This is a genomic window from Streptomyces pseudoechinosporeus, from assembly GCF_054783935.1.
In genome coordinates this window covers 62602-84571 of record NZ_BAAGPS010000004.1, presented here as the reverse complement: position 1 = coordinate 84571, position 21970 = coordinate 62602, and the positions used below count along the sequence as shown (strand labels likewise).

Annotated in this window: 20 protein-coding genes, 1 tRNA gene and 1 pseudogene; 11 read left to right on the top strand and 11 right to left on the bottom strand. The window is 71.3% G+C overall.

Translation table 11 applies throughout. The features are described from left to right. Window positions 1-68: 68 nt before the first annotated feature. Window positions 69-1487 carry a GH1 family beta-glucosidase gene (locus tag ACYVO6_RS04985; protein WP_461057637.1) on the top strand — a complete coding sequence of 473 codons (1419 nt, stop codon included), beginning with the start codon at window positions 69-71 and terminating at the stop codon, window positions 1485-1487. A gap of 114 nt (window positions 1488-1601) precedes the next feature. Here ACYVO6_RS04985 and ACYVO6_RS04980 read toward each other — a convergent pair whose 3' ends face one another. The 3 genes from ACYVO6_RS04980 to ACYVO6_RS04970 are packed head-to-tail and all read right to left on the bottom strand — an operon-like array spanning window position 1602 to window position 5309. Then, the gene (locus ACYVO6_RS04980; RefSeq protein WP_461057635.1) at window positions 1602-4241 is read right to left on the bottom strand and encodes a hypothetical protein; all 2640 of its coding nucleotides are present in this window, start codon (window positions 4239-4241) and stop codon (window positions 1602-1604) included. After that, window positions 4238-4939, bottom strand: coding sequence for an ABC transporter ATP-binding protein (locus tag ACYVO6_RS04975; protein ID WP_461057633.1), 702 nt, complete (start codon window positions 4937-4939; stop codon window positions 4238-4240). The genes ACYVO6_RS04980 and ACYVO6_RS04975 overlap by 4 nt, the downstream gene beginning before the upstream one ends. Before the next feature lies 1 nt (window position 4940). Next, window positions 4941-5309 carry a peptidase inhibitor family I36 protein gene (locus ACYVO6_RS04970; RefSeq protein WP_461057630.1) on the bottom strand — a complete coding sequence of 123 codons (369 nt, stop codon included), beginning with the start codon at window positions 5307-5309 and terminating at the stop codon, window positions 4941-4943. A 300-nt stretch (window positions 5310-5609) separates the two neighbouring features. Here ACYVO6_RS04970 and ACYVO6_RS04965 point away from each other — a divergent pair, with 300 nt between their 5' ends. Further along, on the top strand, window positions 5610-6449 hold the full coding sequence (locus ACYVO6_RS04965; protein WP_461057628.1) for a LuxR C-terminal-related transcriptional regulator: 840 nt from the start codon (window positions 5610-5612) through the stop codon (window positions 6447-6449). On the opposite strand, the gene ACYVO6_RS04960 is transcribed toward ACYVO6_RS04965, so the two are convergent. The 4 genes from ACYVO6_RS04960 to ACYVO6_RS04945 all read right to left on the bottom strand — a co-directional run bounded on the left by ACYVO6_RS04960 (window position 6403) and on the right by ACYVO6_RS04945 (window position 9707). Beyond that, the gene (locus ACYVO6_RS04960) at window positions 6403-6822 is read right to left on the bottom strand and encodes a PIN domain-containing protein (RefSeq protein WP_461057626.1); all 420 of its coding nucleotides are present in this window, start codon (window positions 6820-6822) and stop codon (window positions 6403-6405) included. The genes ACYVO6_RS04965 and ACYVO6_RS04960 overlap by 47 nt on opposite strands. Then, the gene (locus ACYVO6_RS04955) at window positions 6819-7028 is read right to left on the bottom strand and encodes a type II toxin-antitoxin system VapB family antitoxin (RefSeq protein ID WP_393411740.1); all 210 of its coding nucleotides are present in this window, start codon (window positions 7026-7028) and stop codon (window positions 6819-6821) included. Before ACYVO6_RS04955 ends, ACYVO6_RS04960 begins: the two co-directional genes overlap by 4 nt. A 240-nt stretch (window positions 7029-7268) precedes the next feature. Beyond that, the gene (locus ACYVO6_RS04950; protein ID WP_461057624.1) at window positions 7269-8468 is read right to left on the bottom strand and encodes an RNA-guided endonuclease InsQ/TnpB family protein; all 1200 of its coding nucleotides are present in this window, start codon (window positions 8466-8468) and stop codon (window positions 7269-7271) included. 357 nt (window positions 8469-8825) lie between these two features. Next, window positions 8826-9707 carry a GNAT family N-acetyltransferase gene (locus ACYVO6_RS04945; RefSeq protein ID WP_461057622.1) on the bottom strand — a complete coding sequence of 294 codons (882 nt, stop codon included), beginning with the start codon at window positions 9705-9707 and terminating at the stop codon, window positions 8826-8828. 253 nt (window positions 9708-9960) lie between these two features. On the opposite strand from ACYVO6_RS04945, the gene ACYVO6_RS04940 reads away from it, so the two are divergent. Further along, window positions 9961-10497, top strand: coding sequence for a hypothetical protein (locus ACYVO6_RS04940; protein WP_461057620.1), 537 nt, complete (start codon window positions 9961-9963; stop codon window positions 10495-10497). 32 nt (window positions 10498-10529) lie between these two features. Here ACYVO6_RS04940 and ACYVO6_RS04935 read toward each other — a convergent pair whose 3' ends face one another. Continuing rightward, on the bottom strand, window positions 10530-11417 hold the full coding sequence (locus ACYVO6_RS04935; protein ID WP_461057618.1) for a spermidine synthase: 888 nt from the start codon (window positions 11415-11417) through the stop codon (window positions 10530-10532). 158 nt (window positions 11418-11575) lie between these two features. Then, window positions 11576-12043, bottom strand: coding sequence for a hypothetical protein (locus ACYVO6_RS04930; protein ID WP_461057616.1), 468 nt, complete (start codon window positions 12041-12043; stop codon window positions 11576-11578). Window positions 12044-12313: 270 nt separating this feature from the next. Between ACYVO6_RS04930 and ACYVO6_RS04925 the strand changes: the two genes are divergently transcribed. Then, window positions 12314-13819, top strand: a complete 1506-nt coding sequence (locus ACYVO6_RS04925; RefSeq protein ID WP_461057614.1) for a hypothetical protein — start codon at window positions 12314-12316, stop codon at window positions 13817-13819. Window positions 13820-13939: 120 nt separating this feature from the next. On the opposite strand, the gene ACYVO6_RS04920 is transcribed toward ACYVO6_RS04925, so the two are convergent. Continuing rightward, window positions 13940-14539, bottom strand: coding sequence for a histidine phosphatase family protein (locus ACYVO6_RS04920; protein WP_461057612.1), 600 nt, complete (start codon window positions 14537-14539; stop codon window positions 13940-13942). A 205-nt stretch (window positions 14540-14744) separates the two neighbouring features. Between ACYVO6_RS04920 and ACYVO6_RS04915 the strand changes: the two genes are divergently transcribed. The 7 genes from ACYVO6_RS04915 (at window position 14745) to ACYVO6_RS04885 (ending at window position 21457) form a co-directional block, all read left to right on the top strand. Continuing rightward, window positions 14745-15797: a phosphatase PAP2 family protein gene (locus ACYVO6_RS04915; protein WP_461057610.1), complete on the top strand. Its 1053-nt coding sequence runs from the start codon at window positions 14745-14747 to the stop codon at window positions 15795-15797. Beyond that, window positions 15715-16890, top strand: a complete 1176-nt coding sequence (locus tag ACYVO6_RS04910) for a hypothetical protein (protein WP_461057608.1) — start codon at window positions 15715-15717, stop codon at window positions 16888-16890. Before ACYVO6_RS04915 ends, ACYVO6_RS04910 begins: the two co-directional genes overlap by 83 nt. Continuing rightward, entirely contained in the window at window positions 16881-18533 is a 1653-nt protein-coding gene (locus tag ACYVO6_RS04905) for a hypothetical protein (RefSeq protein WP_461057606.1), read from the top strand. The genes ACYVO6_RS04910 and ACYVO6_RS04905 overlap by 10 nt, the downstream gene beginning before the upstream one ends. 196 nt (window positions 18534-18729) lie before the next feature. Further along, on the top strand, window positions 18730-20079 hold the full coding sequence (locus ACYVO6_RS04900; protein ID WP_461057604.1) for an AAA domain-containing protein: 1350 nt from the start codon (window positions 18730-18732) through the stop codon (window positions 20077-20079). Window positions 20080-20227: 148 nt separating this feature from the next. After that, the gene (locus tag ACYVO6_RS04895) at window positions 20228-20605 is read left to right on the top strand and encodes a hypothetical protein (RefSeq protein WP_461057602.1); all 378 of its coding nucleotides are present in this window, start codon (window positions 20228-20230) and stop codon (window positions 20603-20605) included. A gap of 149 nt (window positions 20606-20754) precedes the next feature. Continuing rightward, window positions 20755-21393, top strand: a complete 639-nt coding sequence (locus tag ACYVO6_RS04890) for a hypothetical protein (RefSeq protein ID WP_461057600.1) — start codon at window positions 20755-20757, stop codon at window positions 21391-21393. Continuing rightward, a tRNA-Lys gene (locus ACYVO6_RS04885) sits at window positions 21384-21457 on the top strand. The genes ACYVO6_RS04890 and ACYVO6_RS04885 overlap by 10 nt, the downstream gene beginning before the upstream one ends. Before the next feature lie 139 nt (window positions 21458-21596). Here ACYVO6_RS04885 and ACYVO6_RS04880 read toward each other — a convergent pair. After that, window positions 21597-21970, bottom strand: a pseudogene (locus ACYVO6_RS04880) (M6 family metalloprotease domain-containing protein); the annotation flags it as partial.

The window sequence follows — 21970 nt, the reverse complement described above, 5'->3', positions numbered from 1 at the left end:
CCGCCCCGGCCCCGCTCATCTCCCCCACTTACCCCTCGGCCTCCACGACCCCATATGGGAGCGCTTCCATGCCTGAGCCTGTGACCTTTCCCCCCGCCTTCCTCTGGGGAGCCGCGACCTCCGCGTACCAGATCGAAGGGGCGGTGCGGGAGGACGGCCGTACGCCCTCGATCTGGGACACCTTCAGTCATACGCCGGGCAAGACGGCCGGCGGCGAACACGGTGACATCGCTGTCGACCACTACCACCGCTACCGCGACGACGTGGCCCTCATGGCGGAGCTGGGCCTGACCGCGTACCGCTTCTCGGTGTCCTGGTCGCGGGTGCAGCCCACGGGCCGCGGCCCCGCCATCCAGCGCGGCCTCGACTTCTACCGCCGCCTGGTGGACGAGCTGCTCGCGCACGGCATCAAGCCGGCCCTCACCCTCTACCACTGGGATCTGCCGCAGGAGCTGGAGGACGCGGGCGGCTGGCCGGAGCGCGACACGGCGCTGCGGTTCGCGGAGTACGCGCAGATCGTCGGCGAGGCGCTCGGCGACCGCGTCGAGCAGTGGATCACCCTCAACGAGCCGTGGTGCAGCGCCTTTCTGGGGTACGGGTCCGGGGTGCACGCTCCGGGCCGTACGGACGCGGCGGCCTCGCTGAAGGCGGCCCATCACCTCAACCTGGCGCACGGCCTCGGCACTTCGGCCCTGCGCTCCGCGATGCCCGCCCGCAACACGATCGCGGTGAGCCTCAACTCCTCGGTGGTCAGGACGGTTTCGCAGGACCCGGCGGACCTGGCGGCCGGGCAGCGGATCGACGACCTGGCGAACGGCGTCTTCCACGGCCCGATACTGAACGGCGTGTACCCGGAGACGTTGTTCGAGGCGACGTCCTCGGTCACGGACTGGTCGTACGTCCTCGACGGCGACCTCGAGCTGATCAACCAGCCACTGGACGCCCTGGGCCTCAACTACTACACCCCGACGCTGGTTTCGGCCGCCGAGTCCGCCCCCTCCGGCCCGCGCGCGGACGGCCACGGCGCCAGCTCGTACTCCCCCTGGCCGGACGCGGACGATGTGATGTTCCATCAGACGCCGGGTGAGCGCACGGAGATGGGCTGGTCGATCGACCCGACCGGCCTCCACGAGCTGATCATGCGCTACACGAACCTGGCCCCCGGACTCCCCCTGTACGTCACGGAGAACGGCGCCGCCTACGACGACAAGCCGGACCCGGAAGGCCGCGTCCACGACCCCGAGCGGATCGCCTACCTGCACGGCCACCTCTCGGCCGTCCGCCGCGCGATCACCGACGGCGCGGACGTCCGCGGCTACTACCTCTGGTCCCTGATGGACAACTTCGAATGGGCCTACGGCTACGGCAAGCGCTTCGGCGCGGTGTACGTCGACTACTCGACCCTGGCTCGTACGCCCAAGTCGAGCGCCCACTGGTATGCGCAGGCAGCTCGCTCGGGGGAGCTGCCTCCGATGTCCACCGAGTAGGGGGAAACAGGGGGAACGGGGGGATGGGGCGCGGCGCTTGAGGGGGGTGCCGCGCCCCAGGTCTTGAGAGGGGGCGCGGGTGATGGTGGGGCCGCGTGGCGCCGTGCGGCCGTTTCAGCCCCGTCCCGCCTCCGTGACGCTGAGCTTGTGGGCGGAGTGGAGCGCGGCGAGGAACGCGGCCAGATAGAGGGACACGGCGAGGACGGCCAGTTGCCACCACGGGACGCTCAGGACGAAGCCGTTGATCCGCGTGGCGAGGACCACGCTCGGGATCAGGGCGATCACCAGGCCGAGGACGGTGCTCGCCGCGATAAGAGCACCGTGCTGGCAGAGCAGGACGTGGCGGGCCCAACGCGGGGGGATGCCGACGGCGATCAGGCGGGCCACGTAGCGGCGCAGGATGCGCGTCTGGCTGCGGGTGGCGGCCAGGATGGCGAAGAGGGCCAGGGTCACCAGGCCCGCGGCCGTGGCCAGCAGTGCCGCGGGAGGCACCGGGTCGTCCGGTTTCACATGGATCAGGACGGCGCCCGCGTCCATGCCTGCGTTGATGACGGCCTGCTGCACGGCGTGGGCCTGGTCCGCGGAGACGCCGGTGACCATGAGTGGGCCGTTGGTCTGGATCGGGAGCTGGAGCGCGTCGGCGGTGGAGCGCAGCATGATGCCGCCGGAGCCTGCCCGCCACGCGGCCGGATCGGGGTCGGCCGTGGTCGTGGGCACTTCGGCCGTGCGGCCCAGGACCTTGTCGCCCTCGCGGACGACGAGACGGGCGGGCGCGTTCGTGCCGGTGGGGGCGTCGAGGGTGTCCGCCCAGAGGAGCAGGCCGCCGTCGCGCAGTACTGAGGTCTGGGTGCCGTTGAGCCGGAGGTCGAGCAGCTTTTCGATCTGCTCGGGAGTGTCCGCCGCGAGCAGGCTGCCGTCGTCGCCTTCCCAGCTCGCCATCCGTGGTTTGTCGGCGTCGCCGTCCATGAGGTAGCGCACCTGCGTGCGGGGCAGACCGTCGACCGCGCGGGACGCGTCGACCGGGCGCAGCAGGGCCTCACTCGGCGGAAAGGTGTCGCTCTCGGTGCCGGCCAGCAGGACCTGCCCGGGCAGGACGGCGGGATACGACTGCTTCTCGGCTGTGCGGATCAGGGTGTCGAGGAGGGTGAGGTAGCCCAGTGAGGCGCCGAACAGCACCGTGAGGACGGCCAGGGCGGCGCAGGCCCTGCGCCGGTCGGCGGCCAGCTGGCGGCGTATCAGGCGGCGGCGCGGCCCACCCTCCGGGAGCACCCGCAGTACGGCGCCGAAGACCTCGGGGACGACCAGCAGCACCGCGGCGATCACGATGCCGGTCAGGACCATGGCCTGGGCGGGCGAGTCGACCCGGGTGGCGTACACGACCACGGCACACCACGCGGCGACGGCCAGCAGATGCCGGGCGTCGCGGGCCAGGCGGGTGGCACGAGAGGACGCAGTGGACTCGTCCGTGGCGGCCTCGCTCTCGCGTTGCGGCCCTGCGGTTGCGTCCCGCCGGGCGCGGGCGAGCGACGCTCCGGCGGCCAGGCTGGTCAGCAGGACCACCACGAGCAGGCGCAGCGCGGGCGTGGCAAGGTCGTCGAGCGGGCCCGCGGGTCGCTCGCGCAGATGGGAGACGAGTTGGCGAGCACCGATGCCCACGGCGGTACCGGCCAGTGCTCCACAGGCCGCCGCGCCCAGTGACCAGGCCAGGGCGGCCAGGGCCGGAGCTGCGGCGGCTGTCCTGCGGGAGACGCCGACGGACACCAGGGAGGTCGTCGTGCGCCGGAAGCGGCGGTCGTTCAGCCCGAACACCAGCAGGACCGCGGCCGCGGGCACCAGGAGCGAGGGAACGGTGTAACCGGCCGGAGTCTTTTCGATCCACGTCTTCTGAGGGTGCCGCGAGAGATCGTCCCGGGTGGCAAGGGTGGCGGAAACGGCGTCCCGTCCGATGTCCGTGCTGCCCCCGGCACTGCCCTGGGCGTCCTCACCCTGGCCTGCTGCCCAGGTGCGCGCCGCCGCGGTGAACGCGTCGAGGACCTCCTCCTGGCGGTCCCCGGACCACATCAGGTCCATCTGGGCGTTCAGCACCGGGAATCCATCACTCAGGGCGGGGTCCAGGCCGGCCCAGGTACCCGGCCCGAGCAGCAGGTTCGTCGTGTCGGCGGTCCGGTCGTCGACGGTGCCGACGACCTTGAGCCGTACGTCGCCCAGCACGGTGAGCGTCTCGCCCACCGGGGTCCGCACGTCCTCGGGCTCGGTCACGGCCACCTCGCCGGGGCGGCTCGGCCATCGTCCCGACAGCAGCTCGTATCGCTCGGGGTACGGGCGGGCCGTCCAGTCGGTCTCCACGGCGGTCACGTTGCGGGCCGGTGTGGTGTTCAGCTGTACGTCGGTGGCGCTGAGCACGATCTCGGCGCCCTTGACGCCGGTCTCGCGCGCCCTGGCCTCCAGGTCGGCGACGAACGTGTCGTCCCCGGGCAGCAGGGTCACCCCGCTGCCGTAGCCGACCTTCGCGCCGAAGCGGCCCAGGTCGCGGTCGGCGACCTGTTCGCCCGAGAGCGACAGCGTCCGCAGGGTGACGAACATCGCCATCACCAGCAGCGCGGCGACGAACACGATCGCCACCGAGCGGGCCAGCGTCCGCGAGCGTGCCAGCCGCCGGGCGAGTCGGAGGGCCAGGCGGAGCTGACCCGCGTACGTCATACGGTTCGGCTCCGGTGGCGCCGGTGCCGTCCTCGTCTTCTCCGTGGCGTTCACGAGCGGGATTCCAGGCGGCCGTCGATGACCTCGTAGACGGTGTCGGCGAAGTCGCGGCAGCGCGGGTCGTGCGAGCAGACCACGGCCAGTACGCCGTCGTCGCACAGCTTGCGGATCAGTTCGAACAACTCCTGTGTCGCGGCCGAGTCCAGCGCACCGGTCGGCTCGTCCGCGAGTAGGACGGCGCGCTGTCCGGTGAGCGCACGTGCCACGCCCACCCGCTGCCGCTGGCCGCCGGAGAGCTGCCACGGCAGCCGCTCCTCCAGGTCTGCGAGGCCCACGCGGGACAGTTGCTCCAGCGCCTGCTCACGGGCTTCGGCAACGGGGACGCCGCGTGCCTCCAGGGGCAGCGCGACGTTCTCGACGGCGGTGAACTCCTCGATCAGGTTGTGCTCCTGGAACACGACCCCGACGGTGCGCAGCCGCAACTCCGCGCGCTGCGCCTCGTCGGCCGTGCCCACGTCGACGCTGCCGACCTGGATCTCGCCGGAGTCGGCGAGATCCAGCCCGGCCAGCAGGTTCAGCAGGGTCGACTTGCCGGAGCCGCTGGCGCCGTACACGCACACGAACTCCCCCACCCGGGCGGTGAAGTCCACGTCTCGCGCGGCCCATACGGTCTCGGCCGCGGAGCGGTACGCCTTGCACGCCCCGCTCGTCCGGACGAGCGGGGCAAGTGGTGAGCCAGCGGCTGTGGTCAACTCAGCATCCGTTCCTCGTGCGCCAGGAGGAGATCTCGTCGCTGTTCCACGGGGCGACGTTGTCGTCGGTGTCGTTGCGGTGCATGGTCTGCCGGTCGCCGGAGCCGTTGGAGTGTTCGGCCATGCAACCGGTGTGGCTGGCGGAGCGGTTGGCCCACGAGTCCATCTCGTCGTTCCGGTCACCGCCCAGGTTCGACCAGGATCCGGAGCCGGCGCCGCGCTCGCCGATCATCCACCGGAAGTCGTTGTTGCCCCACATGCACATGTTGTTGGAGTTGCAGTCACTCAGGGCCGCATTGGCCACTCCCTGCGTGGTGAACAGGCTCGCGCCCAGGATCATTGTCGCCGCGAGGGCGGTCTTGATTCTCATCGTTCCCCCTTTGTGTGTCGGTTCGTCAGCGGCAACCCTGACGCACCACCCGTCCCTGCCGTACCCCCCTTTGCGGGGTGCCCTCCAACACGTCAACCCGACCGGGTAGTTGACAGAAGCAGAGAGCACCGGTACAGGCAGTAAGCGCTTGACCACGCGCGCCCCAAGTGTGAGGCTTCGCACGATAATTGAAGGCTGGAAGACCGACACTGCTGACCACAGCCCGTCCGTCACGATCACCAGCCCCAATTGCCTGACTTAATGGGGGATATAGTGATACGTGTCGCATTGGTGGCCCCTATGCTCCCCGCGCGCATAGCGGTCCGTACGGCACTGGAGGGGGTGGAACAACTGGGAGTCGTCGCCGAGGGGGCGCCCGGCACCCTGGCCGACATCGTGCGCTACTCACGGCCCGACGTCCTGGTGATCAGCCACTCAGCGGAGAGCGAGGCACTGCACACGCTGCTGCGGTTCGTCGGATCCGACGGGCCCGGACCTGACGGCCAGTTGCACGACCGGGAGGGGAGCGGCCGGCAGGGGCGCGACCGACGAGGACTCGGCGGGGACAGATACGACCTGGGAGAACCCGGCGGACTCGGACCGAGGTCCGCCAGACCACGGCGACCGAGCAGAACCGCCTGTGTCGTGCTGGCCGAGCAGCTCACCGGCCATGGCACTCGGCAGCTGCTGCGTCAGGGGGCGGTCGGCATCCTGCGGCGCGGTACGGCCGCGCGGCACCTGCCGTGGGCGGTCACCGCTGCCGCGCAGGGCAGCCTGGCGCTGGATCCCGGGCTGACGGAGGTCATCAGGAGCGCGTATGCACGGCCCACCGAACCGAACAGAGAACGGGCCGCGGCCGAGGCGCTGCCGTCCGCCCTCACGCCGCGCGAGCGGGACGTCCTGGTACTCGTCGGCGACGGCCTGTCCAACCGGGACATCGCGGGCACCCTCAGCCTGAGCCCCGACACCGTCAAGGGCCACCTCCGTCGCATCTGCGCCAAGCTCGGCGTGGAGACCCGGGTCCATGCCGCCCGCATCGCCTGGCACGCCGGTGTGGGCACGCCCCATCCGACGGCGGATCAGGTGCCGGAACTCAGAGCTCGCCCGGGGGCGCGAGCCACTGGGTCGGCTGCCCGGTGACCGAGGCGATGGTCTCGAAGTCGTTGTCGTAGTGCAGCACGGTCAGGCTCTGGAGTTCGGCGGTCGCGGCGACGAGCAGGTCCACCGCGCCCGCGGAACGGTGCTTGCCCTTGTCCGTGAGTTCCCGTTGCACGTCCCAAGCGCGCGTCACCGCACGGTCGTCCAAGGGCGTCCAGCCGAACAACGCATCCAGATCCTGGACCAGATCCGCCCGGTCTTCCGCGTTCCTGGCGCTGTAGAGGAACTCGACCTCGGTAAGCGGGCAGCGGGCGATCAGTCCCTCCTCCAGAGGCTTCTCCCAGCGCACTCGGGCCGGCCGCTTCAGGATGCGGACCAGAGCGCTGGTATCGATGAGGTAGGCGGCTGCACTCATCGACGGTAGTTCTCCTTGTCCAGCAAGGTGTCGAAGTCGCCGGCGTCGGCCCGCGCCGCAAGCCGGGCCAGGGCGAGCGCACGCTTCTTGCGCTCGACGCCTTCCTTGAGCGCAGCGTTGACGGTGTCCTTCTTGGTCTTGGTTCCGAACGCTATGGCCGCCTCGGCCAGCAGTTCCTCGTCGATGTCGATCAGCGTCTTGGTCATGAGCGGACCTCCTGGATATCCATCAATTTCCCGAGTATATCCGAGATGGCCGCAGTCGCCCGGTCGACCCGGAATCGGCACCGGAGTCGCACGGGTCACGCGATTCCTACGTCATGTACACCCTGTCGCCTTCTCGGCCGTGAACGGCTGAGCTTGTGCGCTCGGTCCGTTCACACCTCGTCGCGCTCCCGACTGCCCCCTACAACAGGACGGTCACGGGTCGCATCTCCCACCCTCCGGCTATGCCGGTAGCGGGACGGGCATGGTGACAAATACCCACGCCGAGCGTGCGCGATCACGCACGTTGACCCCGGCGACGACATCGGCCGGACCAGCGAGCCCGCACCGACGACAGCAGAAATGGTCCCGGTCGGGCCGGTTGGCCCGCTCGGTGTGCCCGCACCGCGGACAGCGCTGCGAGGTATAGGCCGCGTCCACCTCCACAAATGGCACCCCAGCCCTTTTGGCTTTGTAGGCGAGGTGCTGTCCGAGCTGGTGGAAAGGCCAGGAGGAGAGCGTGCCCCGCTGGTCGCGGCGTAGCCGTACCCGCTCGCGAATCCCGCCGAGTTCCTCGACGGCGATCCCGCGACCGGTGCGTTGCGCGACGGACACGATCTCCTTGCTGATCTTGTGGTTCACATGGGTGGCATGACGGCGCTCCTTCTGTGCACGGCGAGCGAGACGGCGGGTGGCCGAGCGGGTCTGCCTGGCCTGGAGTTCGGCGCGTGTGCGGGCCTGCCAACGCCGGTAGCGGGAAAGCCGGCGTCCCTGGTAGTTGGTGCCGTCGGAGGTGGTGGCCAGGTTCACGATGCCCCGGTCCACACCGATCCAGTCGACCGGCTCGTACACGTCCGGCTCGGGAATGTCGCAGGTGGCAATGAGGAACCACTTTCCGCCGCGCTGGACGAGGTCGCTCTCGCCCCGGCGGTGCGCTACGAGGGTCTTGAGCTGGTCGGGCGAGCAGGCGAAGCGGATCCCCTTCATCCGCCCCTCCACGGTCCAGATGGAGACGGTGCGGGCGTCGTACTGCCAGGACAGGCAGCGGTCGTCGAACGGCTGGGCCGCCTCCGGACGGAACACGATCGGCGTGCTGACTGCCTTGCGGTGCCGCTTGGAGGTGGAGGGGCCCAGGTTCCCGGCCCGCAGGTTGGCCTTCAGGGTCGCGTAGGCGTCGACGACCTTCTTCACGACCCGTACCGTCGGCTGCGCGGACAGGCCGAACGTCGCCTTCAGGTCCGTGTACACCTCCTTCTGCAGGCCGTTGCGGTCCTTGAGGTCCTGGGCGAAGGCAACCTGCGAGGCGTAGGTGGCGGCCCGGTTGCAGGCATGCAGGGTCGCCTCCAGTGCCGACGCCTGCTCGGGCGTCGGCAGCAGTTTCACCTGCACCACCAGCTTCACGACATCGGACCGTAGTGCGACCACCGCGCACACGGTCGCCATTCGCACGACGATCACCACAACCGGTGACCCGCAGGGCAGTTGTTCGCATTCCCCGGCTCGGTCGGGCAGCCGTGCGAACGCTCCGCGCCGGGCAGCGAGCAGACACGGCGACGCCCCGCGTCGCAGCCACAGGAGGCGATTCCTCCCCGGCGTGAACGCCGGGGCATCCTCGCCAGAAGCAGTGAATCACGGCCTCGAAAGGTGCGGTTGGCGCATAACACCCCTCGCGGGCCTGCTGCATGCACTGAAGTCAGGAAATCTCAGCCACTGAGCCCCACCTGCGCCGGCGGAGACGGGTCAGCGATCACGGCCGATCCCAAACGGCCGCCAGACAGCCCCGGCCCTCGATTTCCGAGATCACAGCGACAGGCTCTCGGCGTCCCGGTACTGGTCCCGGATCTCGGGGAGTTGCTGGAAGCCGGCTGACTTGTAGGTGGCGACGGCGCCGACATTGAGGCTCGGGGTGCAGACGATCGCGCTCGACGAGCCCAGCTCCTGGAGGGCGGCCGCCGCGGCGACGGTGATCGCCTCGCCGTAGCCGTGACCGCGATGTTCCCGGTGCACGCCCATCGGCTCGAGCAACCCGGGCCTGCCCGGACCGGCCGACCACACCGTCACCGCCGCCACCGCGTCGCCCTGGTCGTCATACGCGACCAGACACCGGGCGTCGGCGTACGGCAATCCGGCCGCCATCGCGTGCCAGCGCTCGTCCGTGAACGTCGACCCGTCGAACGACGCCTGCTGTACGGCGGCCCGCACGTGCGCCTGCTCCGGCCCGATCACCTCGATCCGCACGCCCGGGTCCTTCACCGGCCCCGTGAGGTCGCGGCGCAGCGGCGTCCACGGCTCGTCGGCGTTCCAGCCGTCCTCGAACAGCAGATCTTGGATCAGTGCGCCCATCGGCGCCTCGATGTTCACCTTCCCCTCGGGCAGTACGCCACGCTCCGGCTCGGTCACGTCCTCGACCAGCTGCTGCGCCAGCTCCTCGTCCCGCTGAGCGTCTGGCGCGATCGTCAGCCGCAACAGCTCGGGGCCGTCCAGCAGCCCGACGGCGAGAATCTGTCCGTCCCGGCTCCACGTCCGGACCGCCGCGGCCGTCGCCTCCGCACCGAACCGCCAGAACCAGCCCAGGTCCCCCGGATGCAGTTGCATCGGCGCCCCGTCGTACTGCCACTCCCACAGCACGCCCACAGCCTGGCTCAGCCGGTCGACTCCCGGCTCACCCAACGCAATCGCCATATCCCTGATCACACACCACCGCACCGACAGTCCGCACCCGGTGGAGGTTCCGAAACGTCCGGCGGGGGTGAGCCGGCCCGGTGTGGTCGGCTTCCCCCACGGGTGCGGTGCATCGAACGAGTAAGCCCCTGGGTGCGCACCACCCACCACCCCGTCGCCGTAAATGGTGATAAACCACCGGCCCCCGTCTCATCGGCCGACTACTGTACGAACACGCCGCGCTGCCCATCGCAGCCACTTGAGGAGGAATCCTGTGTCATCGCTCTACGGCCCCCAGCACGCTCCCGTCGGCGATGTGGGCGCAGCGCTCATGATGATCGACTCTCGGCTCAAAGGCATCCACGACGGCAAGACCGAGACCGACCCCGAACATCAGGCGCTGATCGACCAGTTCACCGCTTCCTTGGGCCCTACGGGAGTCGATGAGCTGCTGGACGGCGCGTGCACGCTCATTTACATGTTCATGACGTGGCTGCGGAAGGCCCACGAGGACCACGACAAGGACGTCATCGAGTACGTGGTGCCCACCCTCGTGGCCACGATGCGCATGATGCCCAAGAGTGTTCCCCCCGAGACCATCCCCACCATGGCCGGCCTGGTCATCGCCGCGGGCACCGGCCTGAGCCCCAACCTGTGGCGCAAACAGTACGGAGACTGGACCGAGGAGGAGATGACTCCCCTGGAAGCCACGACCTTCCTGCTCGCGGAGCACATCAACCGCATCACCGACGACCCCGACTTCGCCACACGCATGATCACCGAAGCTCTGTCCAGTGCGGACGAAGACTGACGTGCCGCATTCTTCGTGAGAGTCCGCCCCCGCTAGCCGAACACCGACGGCGGCGGCGCCGGTGAGGCCACCGCCGCCGCGTCCGTCACCGCCGTGGCGCCCCCGGTGAAGTCGGTCAGCGTTCTGCCGTGTTCGACCCTCGCGGGGTGTGGGTCCGAGGCGGCGCGGCGGGTCAGTTCGGCGATCGGGAGTGGGCGGCCGGAGGCGACGAGGACCGCGTTGCCGAAGCGTTTGCCGCGTAGTACGGCCGGGTCGGCGACCAGGGCGAGCTCCGGGAAGACGCCCGCTGCCGTGGCGATCTGCCCGCGCAGGTGGGCCAGCGGCGGGCCGTCGGCGAGGTTGGCCGCGTAGAGGCCGCCCGCCTTGACGACCCTGCGGACGTCGTCGAGGAACTCGGTGGAAGTCAGATGCGCGGGCGTACGCGCCCCGCTGAACACGTCCGCGATGACCAGGTCCGCCCAGCCGTCCGGCACCCTGGCGAGCCCTTCGCGGGCGTCGACCGAACGTACGCGGATGCGGGCGTTCGGGTCCAACGGCAGCTCGCGGCGGACCAGTTGGACGAGGGCGGCGTCGCGTTCGACGGCCTGCTGGGTGGAGCGGGGGCGGGTGGCGGCGACGTAGCGGGCGAGGGTGAGGGCGCCGCCGCCGAGGTGCACGGCGTGCACGGGCTTGCCGGGCGGGGCGGCGAGGTCGATGACATGGCCGAGGCGGCGCTGGTACTCGAACTTCAGATACGCCGGGTCGTCGAGGTCCACGTGCGACTGCGGGGCGCCGTCGATGAGCAGCGTCCAGGCACGCGCCCGGTCCCGGTCGGGCATCAGCTCGGCGAGCCCGCCGTCGACGGTGGCGACGACGGGTTGGGGTGCCACCCGCCGGTCACCTGACCGCTTGGTCCTCGGCTTCGCCTTCGCCCTTGCCATCAGGCCATTATCGGGGGGTGCGCCCCGAAGGGGCGCGGGGCTGTGTCAATGTGCGGCTCCGCCGCGATGGGGGTCCCCCCGCTCGAGCCTGTTCGAGAGTGGGGGAACGACCAGCCACAACGAACCCGCACGTAAGAACCGGCCGTCGCCTGCCGCACCTAGCGGCAGTTATCGGCCGCCTCGATCAAGCGAGCCGCCTCGTCCAGCGCCGCGCGCAGCACGACCGGATCGGTGGCGAGCTCGGACTCCTCCGGCGGCAGGAGCCAGCCGGAGCCCTCGACGGGCGGCTCACCGGACCCGGCGTCCTCGCAGGCGGCGGCCTCGGTGATGAGGCTGATACCCCGGCCGTCGGTCTGCGTGCAGGTGCTGCCCGGCACGTCCCAGGCATCCGCCGTACCCGGCGGCACCAGGAAGCCGAGGGTGTCGCAGCTGTCGTCGTGCAGGACGGGACCCACGGCCTCCGAGGCGCCCCGACGCAGGATGTCGACGGCCTCCAGGCCCTGCCGCGTCGGGACGGTGACGAGGTCACAGGGGTCCTCCGGCCCCTCACCGCCGGGCGGGGCCGCCATCGGGAGCGGCGCAGGGGGATCGATGCTCTGCCTGGTCTCCATTCCGGCCTCCGTCATGGAACCCTCCTCGATCGAAGTCACCACATGGTTCAACGCCCCCGGACGTCAACGGCTACGGCGCAACTCAGCCGCAAAGGATGGCAGTTCATGGCAGATCACGGATGAGATATCCGGTTTGTAGTCAAACCTCGCGTGGTGGGCTCGTCACAGCGGGTACGTTCTTGCCCGCCGGAAGCCCGAGCGGGGACGCGATCGACCCGAAGTGGGACGTGATCAACTCGCCCTGGTTCCGGCATGGTTCGACGGTTCGCGAGAGAGGGCCCGGCCATGGCGTCGTCAACGACGACCTCGTCGTCCCAGTCACCTCGGCCACCGCGGCCGAACCTCGCCTTCCGGGAGCTGCGCGGGCAGCGCTCGCCGGGCGAGTTCGCCGCGGCGGTGCGACGGGCCGCGCGGGAGATCGGGGAGCGGGTGAGCTGCGACGCGCGCTATGTGGGGCGCGTCGAGGCGGGGGAGATCCGCTGCCCGAACTACGCGTACGAGCGGGTGTTCCTGCATATGTTCCCCGGCCGGTCGCTGACCGACCTGGGGTTCGCGCCCCGCTCATCGGTACGCGGACGCGGGGCGCGCGGAGTGGACGAGGCGCTCCCCTCGCGCACCACGAACCTGACGTACGCCCCGCATGAGACGGATGGGGCGCACGAGCCGTATGAAACGCAGGACGCTCAAGAGCAAGACACGTGCGGCACGCAAGACCCGTACAACCCGCAAGACCCGCACGAGTACCACGATCAGAACCACGAGGAGAGCGACGTGCAGCGTCGCGCATTCATGACCGGAGGCACCGCCACCGTGGCGGCCGCCTCCCTGGGCCACCTGGGCCTCGCGTTCGGCGGCCCCGCCCTCGCCGCCGACCGTCCCGTACACCGGGTCGGCGAGGCCGAGGCGGGCGCGCTCGAAGAAGCCGTACGGCAGATCCGGCTGCTCGACGACCGGCACGGCGCCGACGGGCTGTACCGGAGGGCGGCGGCTCCGCTGCGGTCCGCGTACGCACTGCTGGACGCGGGCGCGACCCGGCGGGCGACCGCCGAACGACTGCACGCGGGGGCAGGTGAACTGGCCATCTCCGTGGGCTGGTTGGCACACGACTCGGGGCGCTTCGGCGATGCGCGCTCGCACTACGCGGAAGCCCTCGCCACCGCCCGGGTGGCCGGCGACCCTGCCCTGGAGGCACACGCCTTCTGCAACACGTCCTTCCTGGCGCGCGACGCGGGCCGCCCGCGCGAGGCGGTGCGGTCGGCGCAGGCCGCGCAGCGCGCCGCGCGGCCACTGGGTTCGTCCCGGCTCCTGTCGCTGCTCACGCTGCGCGAGGCGGGCGGCTGGGCCGGGCTCGCCGACCGCACCGGCTGCGAGCAGGCGCTCGCCCGCGCCCACGCCCTGTACGACCGCGGGCCCTGCGACGCCGATCCGGAGTGGATGAGCTTCTACGGAGCGGCCGAACTGGCGGGCCTGGAGGCCCAGTGCTGGTCGACGCTCGGCGACTGGCCGCGCGCGGCCCACCACGCCCGGCGCGCGGCCCGCCTCCAGGACCCCCACTTCACGCGCAACATCGCCCTCTACACCGCCGAACTCGCCGACGACCTGGCCCGCGCCGGCCACCCCGACGAGGCCGCCACGGCAGGACTGCGCGTACTGGACCTCTTGGAGGAGGTGCAGTCCTCCCGGGTCCAGACGATGCTCGCGGGCACGGCCCGGGTGCTGCTGCCGCATCGCCGCGCGACAGGGGTGTCGGACTTCCTGGAGCGGCATGCGGCGCTGGCGCGAACGGCATAGGGCAGCGGCGGTATGGCGCGGGGGCGACATGCGGCGGGGACGACATAGGGCAGACGGTTTACGCGCTCCGATGCTCCGAGGGTGCTTTACGTGGGCACCTGACCGTGACGACTCCTACGCCTACGTCACGGTCAGGTGCCCACAGTCGTTCCACGTCTCGATCGCGGGCTCCGAGTAGGCCCAGCCGAGCACCGACAGGGACGTCGGGTTGAGGCGGATCCGGGCCGCGAAGTCCAGGTCCAGGCCGAGCCAGCGGGCGCCTATGGAGCGCAGCATGTGGCCGTGCGCGAAGACGAGCACATCGCGGTCGGCGGAGCGCGCCCACGCCACCACCTCGTCCGCGCGCGCGGAGACCTCGGTGAGGGTCTCGCCCCGCGGCACCCCGTCGCGCCAGATCAGCCAGCCGGGCCGCCCCGCCTGGATCTCGGCGGGTGTCAGGCCCTCGTACGCGCCGTAGTCCCACTCCATGAGCGTGTCCCAGACGGTCGCCCGGTCGCCGAACCCGGCGAGTTCGCATGTCTCACGCGCGCGTGCCAGCGGACTCGTACGCACCTCGACTCCGGGGAGCCCGCCGAACGGTGCCCGGTGCAGGCGCTCGCCGAGCAGCTTGGCGCCGCGCCTGCCCTCCTCCAGGAGAGGAATGTCGGTCCTGCCGGTGTGCTTGCCGGCCAGCGACCATTCGGTCTGGCCGTGCCGGGCCAGCAGGATGCGCGGTGCCATGAGTTCGGCCTCCGGATGGATCAGGGATGGATCAGAAATAACCCACTGGTGAATCGCTCCATCATCGCCCAGGCTGCTTCGGGGCAACCCACTGGGCGATCTCAGCGTCTTGGAGGACCGAGGCGCCCCGTTCAGGCGTTCACATAGGTTGGACCTTTGGGGCGTGGCGCATCGGCCACGGGGAGAGAAGGGGGAGGGCGATCGGATGCGGCGGACCGACGTACCGGGCACCGAGGCGGTATCGCGCGCCCGGCCCCGCTGGTGGGCGGAGCTGCCGCTGATCCTCCTGGTGTACGCCGTGTACTCGGCCGGCCGGCTGCTCGCGCGCGGGGACGTGACCACCGCCGTGGACCACGGCCTGGCGATCCTGCGCATCGAGAAGGTCTTCTACCTCAACGCCGAGCACCCGCTGAACCGCCTCTTCACCCGCGAGCCCTGGCTCGGCATACCCGCCGACTTCTGGTACGCGTCGCTGCACTACATGGTCACGCCCGCCATCCTGGTATGGGTTTTCCGGTCGCGGACCGTGCGCTACAGGGCGGCCCGCACCTGGCTGATGACCTCCACGTTCATCGGCCTGATCGGCTTCACGCTGCTGCCCACCTGCCCGCCCCGGCTGCTGTCCGCGGGGCACGGCTTCGTCGACACGATGGCCCAGTACAGCGACTACGGCTGGTGGGGCGGCGAGGCGAGCGCGCCACGGGGCCTTGGCGGCATGACCAACCAGTACGCGGCGATGCCGAGCCTGCACGTCGGCTGGGCGCTGTGGTGCGGGGTCATGCTGTGGCGGTACGGCGGCACGCGGCTCACGAAGGTCGCGGGGGTCGCGTATCCCTTGATCACCACGATCGTGGTGATGGGCACCGCCAACCACTACTTCCTCGACGCGGTCGCGGGCGCCGCCGTGATGGGTGTCGGACTGCTGCTGACCCGGCCGGTGCTGCGGCTGGCGGACAGGGCTCGGGAGCGGCTCTGGATATGGCGTCCAGCCTCGGGCTGGGCACCGGTCAAGTCGGGCTCGACACCGGTCAGTTCCGGCTCGACGCCCGTCAAGGCTCCGGTCCCGGCATCAGTCACAATGGGCTCGCGGGGCACAGGTTCCTCAATTGTCAGTGGCGGATGCCAGACTTCCCCGGGTGAGCGACTTCCCGGACAGCGCAAGGTCAGTGCCAGCCGTGGTCCCGGCGCCGAGCAGGGAGCCGGTCCCGAACCAAGTCCCGCCGGCGCGGGGGACGAGGCTCCGGCACCGGCTCGCTGAGCTGCGCGGTCCGGCGGTCCCGCCGCAGCCGCTGGACGCGCGGGCGCTGGCGGCGCTCGCCGCGAACCCCGGCTGCAAGCGGCGCGCCATCCTCGACGGGGCGGGGGTGAACAAGGCGGCGCTGGCGAGCGCGCTCGGCTCGCCGTCGGCCTTCGGGCAGTCACAGTTCGCGTTCATGCGGGGCAATGCCTTCGAGGCACGGGTCAAGGCCGACGGGGGCGCGGAGCTGCTGCGGCTTGTGCACGAGAAGCTGGACGCCGGGGCGGAGCCGCCCGTGGCCGGTCTCGTTCCGGACCTGGCGGCCGTGGGCCCCGAGGGACGTGCGGCCCGTACGGCGCTGGCGTTGCGCGAGGCCACCGAGGCCGGCGCCTGGACGCTGCTCGACCACCCCATGCTCGCCCTGGACGTCGCGGGCTCCCCCGCCTTCCTGGAGCCGGACGCGGTGGTGGTGCATCCCGACGGAAGCTGGACGGTCGTCGAGATCAAGTCCTTCCCGATGCTGGACGGTTCGGCGGACGCGGCGAAGGTGGGCGCGGCGGCACGGCAGGCGGCGGTGTACGTACTGGCGCTGGAGCGGGTCGCGGACCGGCTCACCCCCGCGCCCGAGGTACGGCACTCGGTGCTCCTGGTCTGCCCGAAGGACTTCTCGAACCTCCCCGCCGCCTCCGCCGTGGACGTCCGCAAGCAGCGCTCCGTGACCCGCCGCCAGCTGGACCGCCTCACCCGCATCGAGGACATCGCCGCCGCCCTCCCGGAGGGCACCTGCTTCGCCCCCGACCTCCCCACCCCCGACCTGACGGCGGCGGTCGAGTCGGTCCCCGCCACGTACGCCCCCGAGTGCCTCTCCGCCTGCGAACTCGCCTTCCACTGCCGCGACCGCTCCCGCGCGGAGGGCGCGGTGACGTCCCTGGGGCGCTCCCTGCGGGCGGAGTTGGGAGGCCTGACGAGCGTCGGCGACGTACTGGACGCGGCGCGCGGAAAGGCCGGGGATCCGGCGGACCCGGCGGTCGCCGCGCTCCGGAGAGCGGCTCAGCTGCGGGCAGAAGCGCTGGGAAGCCGGTCGCCCGCCCCCGAGGGGGCTTCATGTCACTGATCGCCACCCTCGCCCGCCTCGAAGCCGTCGACACCGGCCGGGCCCAGCCCCTCGCCACCGTCCGGCACCGCCACCTCTCCGGGCGCCCGCTCGTCTTCGTGCCGCTCACCACCGCCGGTGAGGCCGGGGCACCGCTGGGCGCGCTGGTCGGAACCGACCGCGACGCGCCGCGGCTGCTCGTCGTGCCGCAGCCGCGGGACAGGGACCTCCGGTTCGCGTTCCTCGCCGAGCTGGCCGCTGTCGTGCTGCCGTACATCGACTCGTACGGCGAGGACGTCGAGGCCGCCGAGCGCACCGAGACCGATCCGGAGACCGGGAAGCGGGTCAAGGTCGAGGTCGAACTGTGCGCGGATGCACCGCAGTTGATCGTGCCGAGCCGGGCCGGTATCGAGTTCGTACGGCTGCTCGGGCGCTCCATGCGCTTTCGCCGTACCGCCGAGCAGGACCCGGAGGCACCCCATCCGGCACCCCCGCATGTACCGCTGCTCGGACGCTGGCTCACGCACTTCGGGGAGCGGGCCCGGGTGCCCGGCTCCTCGCTGCTGCTCGCCCTCACGGACGTACTGTCGCGGCACTGGGCCACCGGCCAGAGCAGCCTGGAGGACCAGCACCTCGGCGCGCTGCTCGCCTGGATCGACCCTCCCCCACTCTCGACTTCGCTCGAGCGGGGGGACCCCCATGAGCGGGGGGACCCCCACCGGGCGTCGTCCGGAGCCGAGGCCGCCCTGCACGCCGAGCTCCAGCGCGACGCCAAGGGGCAGCTCCTGTGCCCGCCCGCCGGACCCGCCACCGACCCGGCGTTCGACAACAAGCTGCTCGCCCCCGCCATCGAACGCTACGACCGCGCGCGTACGGCACTCGCCGCCGCCGAGGACGGACTGCAGGCCGACGACCGGCTCGGTGAGCTCACCGCCGCCGAGCGCCAGATCCGCGACCTCGTCGAGAGCCGCACCCGCCCCACCTGGGACGCGGTGTGGCGCGGCCTCGACCTGCTGCGCACCCTGCCCGAGGGCACCCACGCCACCGACCGCTGGACCCGCGACCGCTGGTCGTTCACCGGCCACCGGGACCGCGTCCTCGCCGGCGAACCCCCGCAGCCGCGCCGCGACGACGCGGTCACCGCGGCGAACAAGCTCGCCACGCGCGAGCGCGAACAGGCCCGGCTCGAAGCACAGGAGGCCCTCGACGACCCGCTCGTCATGGCCGGACGCCGGCTCGCGGGCGAGGCCTTCGCGGGCGAGGTCACGGACGTCGTCATGGCGTACAGCGAGAGCAAGCGCCCCAGCCCGCGCCCCCTCGTGACGGTCCGCACGGACGACCGGCCGCATCTCGCCGAGCGCGCCAAGGTCTACCGCTCGCTCGGCGGAAAACCACAGGCGGCGGAGTACGTCGAGGGGGCATACGAGGAGGACGGCGCCGTGATTGTCCTGCGCATCGTCGACAAGATGGGCCGCGGCAAGGAACCCGAGACCGGCTCCGTCCCCGAGAAGGGCGACCTCGTCTGCTTCACGCTCTTCGAGCACGAGCAGCGGGGCGGCGCCAAGCTGCCCGACCCGGAGGACACACCCTGGACGCACGGCGGCCCACCGGGTGAGGCGACGGATCCGCCGGCCGACCCGGTGACCGAGGAGGATGTGCTTTGAACCCTCCCTCTCGCGAACGAGCGGGATTCCTGGCTCACGCCACTCGATCGCTCAGCGAGCGACCGAGTCTTCCGCGATCAGCACCAGCCGGGTTGGAACCAGCCCGGTTTCCCCAGAGACTGGAGGTTGCTGTGCTGGCTTGGTTCTCGCTCAGCACGCGGCGATACTACCATCTGCCATGCGGACGGCACTCTCAGTGACGAATCGCACCCAAGAAGCCGCCTTTGACCCCGGCGCCGAGGCAGCCCGCGCCACCGACGCGATCCTCGCCGACACCCTCGACGGCACCGCACGCGGAGTCGTCGTCGACTCCCCGCCCGGCGCCGGCAAGTCCACGCTCGTCGTCCGGGCCGCGCTCGAACTGGCCGACGCCGGGCGCCCGTTGATGGTCATCGCGCAGACCAACGCGCAGGTCGACGACCTGGTCCTGCGGCTCGCCGAGAAGAACCCCGAGCTGCCCGTCGGCCGCCTGCACAGCAGCGACGCGGACCCGTACGACAAGGCGCTCGACGGCCTCCCGAACGTCCGAAAGTCCGCGAAGGCCGGAGACCTCGCCGGGCTCGACGTCGTCATCTCCACGGCCGCCAAGTGGGCCCACGTCAAGGGCGTCGAGCCCTGGCGGCACGCGATCGTCGACGAGGCGTACCAGATGCGCTCGGACGCGCTGCTCGCCGTCGCCGGCCTCTTCGAGCGGGCGCTGTTCGTGGGCGACCCGGGCCAGCTGGACCCGTTCGCGATCGTCGGCTCGGAGCAGTGGGCGGGCCTGTCGTACGACCCGTCCGCCTCGGCCGTGACAACGCTGCTCGCCCACAACCCGGAGCTGCCCCAGCACCGTCTCCCCGTCTCCTGGCGGCTCCCGGCGTCGGCGGCGCCGCTGGTCTCGGCGGCGTTCTACCCGTACACCCCGTTTCGCAGCGGCACGGACCACGACGACCGGCGGCTGGACTTCGCGATCCCGTCGGACGGTTCGGGCCCCGACCGCGTCATCGACGAGGCGGCCGAGACGGGCTGGGGCCTGCTGGAACTCCCGGCCCGGCACACGCCGCGTACGGACCCCGAGGCGGTACGAGCACTCGCCCAGGTCGTACGCCGCCTCCTGGACCGAGGCGGCGCGGCCACGTCCGAACGCTCCCCCGACCCCACCCCCCTCACCGCCGACCGCATCGCCGTCGGCACGGCCCACCGCGACCAGGCGGCAGCGGTGCGCTCGGCGCTTGCGGAGCTGGGCGCAGGGGACGTGACCGTCGACACGGCGAACCGCCTCCAGGGCCGCGAATACGACGTGACGGTCGTCCTGCACCCCTTGTCGGGCCGCCCCGACGCCACGGCCTTCCACCTGGAAACGGGCCGCCTCTGCGTCCTCGCCTCCCGCCACCGCCACGCCTGCATCGTCATCAGCCGCGCCGGGGTGCCCGACCTCCTGGACGACCACCCCTCCACGGAACCGGTCCAGCTCGGAGTCACGATCAAATTCCCTGACGGCTGGGAGGCGAACCACGCGGTGCTGTCCCACTTGTCGGAACACCGGGTGCCATGGCAGCCGTAGTAGTAGCAGCTCGGAGAGTGACCGACTGCGCGTGAGCCGGTCCTGAGGCTCCACTTGCGCGGCCAGAGGCCCACTTGCGCGGTCAAGGGACAATGGACGGTGGCCCACCCACACGGACGGGTCGTCCACCGTACGAGGAGGAGAAGTCATGGCGGAGCAAACGCCGCGTCGGAACGAGCCGCGGCTCCGCCCCGCGCCCCTGCTGTTCGAGCCCGCGGAGGCCGCCTCCGATCCGGAGCATTTCTTCGATCTGGAGTCGATCGACGATCCACGGGCGCTGCTGGACCGTGCGACGGAGCTGACGCTCGCGTTCCGCGCGGCCACCGACCGTGCCGTCGAGTTCCAGGCGATCGCCGCCGCGCAGCTCGCCGACCCCCGCAGGTTCGACCGGCTCACCGCGGCCGATATCGCCGAGCGGGCGGAGTGGACCGAGGACTACGCGAAGAGAATGGTCGAGTTCGGCAAGGAACTGCTCAGCGGGACGAACGGCAAGGGACTCGGGCACGGAATCGGCGACCTGACCTGAGCCGGCGACCATGACCTGAACCGGCGAAAAGACCTTGCGGCATATGCCGGGCGGGCAAGCTACCCCACCCGCACCCCTCCTGTCCCGATTTCCGGCGACCGCCCGAAACCGCGCCCTCACCGCCAGTAGACCTATGCGCCATGAGCGGCATGAGCAGCACAAGGAATCCGGCAGGCACCGTCGCGCCCAGCGAACGCCGTACCGTCGCGCAAGGTGCACTCACCCTCACCTCGGACGGAGCCGCCTGGCTCGCGTCCGCACAAAGCCACAAGCACACCGCCCTCGCCGTACGGAACGACCGGCCCACCACACCGGCGGTCCTGCCCTGCGGCTCCGCCTTCGACGTCGTCAACGCCCCCGCGATCTTCGGCCGCCGCATGCTGGACCGGCTGTGGGGCGAGGGGCCGGGTTCGGGACCGGTGGCCGCGTACCGGGGGCGGATGCTCCTGTTCGCGACCCCGGGCACCGCGCAGCGCCTGCCCGCGCTCCTGAAGTGGGAGGAGTGGGGCTCCGACGGCGGTACGGGCCGCTGCCGAGCGATCCCGCCACTGCTCTGCCACGGCAGGGGCGATGCGGTGACGATCCCACCCGCGAGCACAGCGCCCACCCCCGCGCCCCTGCCCACACCCGCCCGCTGGCTCGTCGCCCCCGACACCCGCAGCCCTTGGCTGCCGGGCCCGGAGGTCCTGCTCTGGGCGGCCGTACGCGCAGCTCGGGCGGCCCGGATATCGATTTTTCCTCCCGCCGACCCGGGTGCTAAGGTCTACGACGTCAGCAGGCGCCGCTAGCTCAGTTGGTTAGAGCAGCTGACTCTTAATCAGCGGGTCCGGGGTTCGAGTCCCTGGCGGCGCACGTTGGCGATGGCGAGGCGTGTTCGCGGAAAGCGCGAACCTCCTCGCCATCGTTGTTTTTGCGCGGCTTCGCCGCGCGTTGTGGGGGCTCCGCCACCCACAACCCCGACGCGAGTCGATGTGACCGTAAGCGCGAAAGCTCACCCGCCCGTCGAGACCGTCACCGTCCACGCCCCCGAAGCCCTACGGTCCTCCACCTCGACCCGTACGTCCTCCCCCGGCACCGTGAAGCTCTCCCCGAGCCCGACCGGTGCGTCCGCGAGCGGTGGGTAGACCGAGTCCTTCCAGCAGGCCGCGGTGTCCGGGTGTGCGTCGAGGACCTCGATCGGTCCGTCTCCGGACACGGTCTCGCTGCGTACGCGATAGACGAGCACCCCCTGTGCACAGATCTCCCCGTCGTTCCCCACCGGCCCCCGCGCCTCGAAGGCGATCACGCTGTCCCGCCCGGTGCGCACCACCGCCAGCTTCGTCCCACCCCCCAGCCCGAAACCCTCCGCCCCCGCCGCACCCCCTG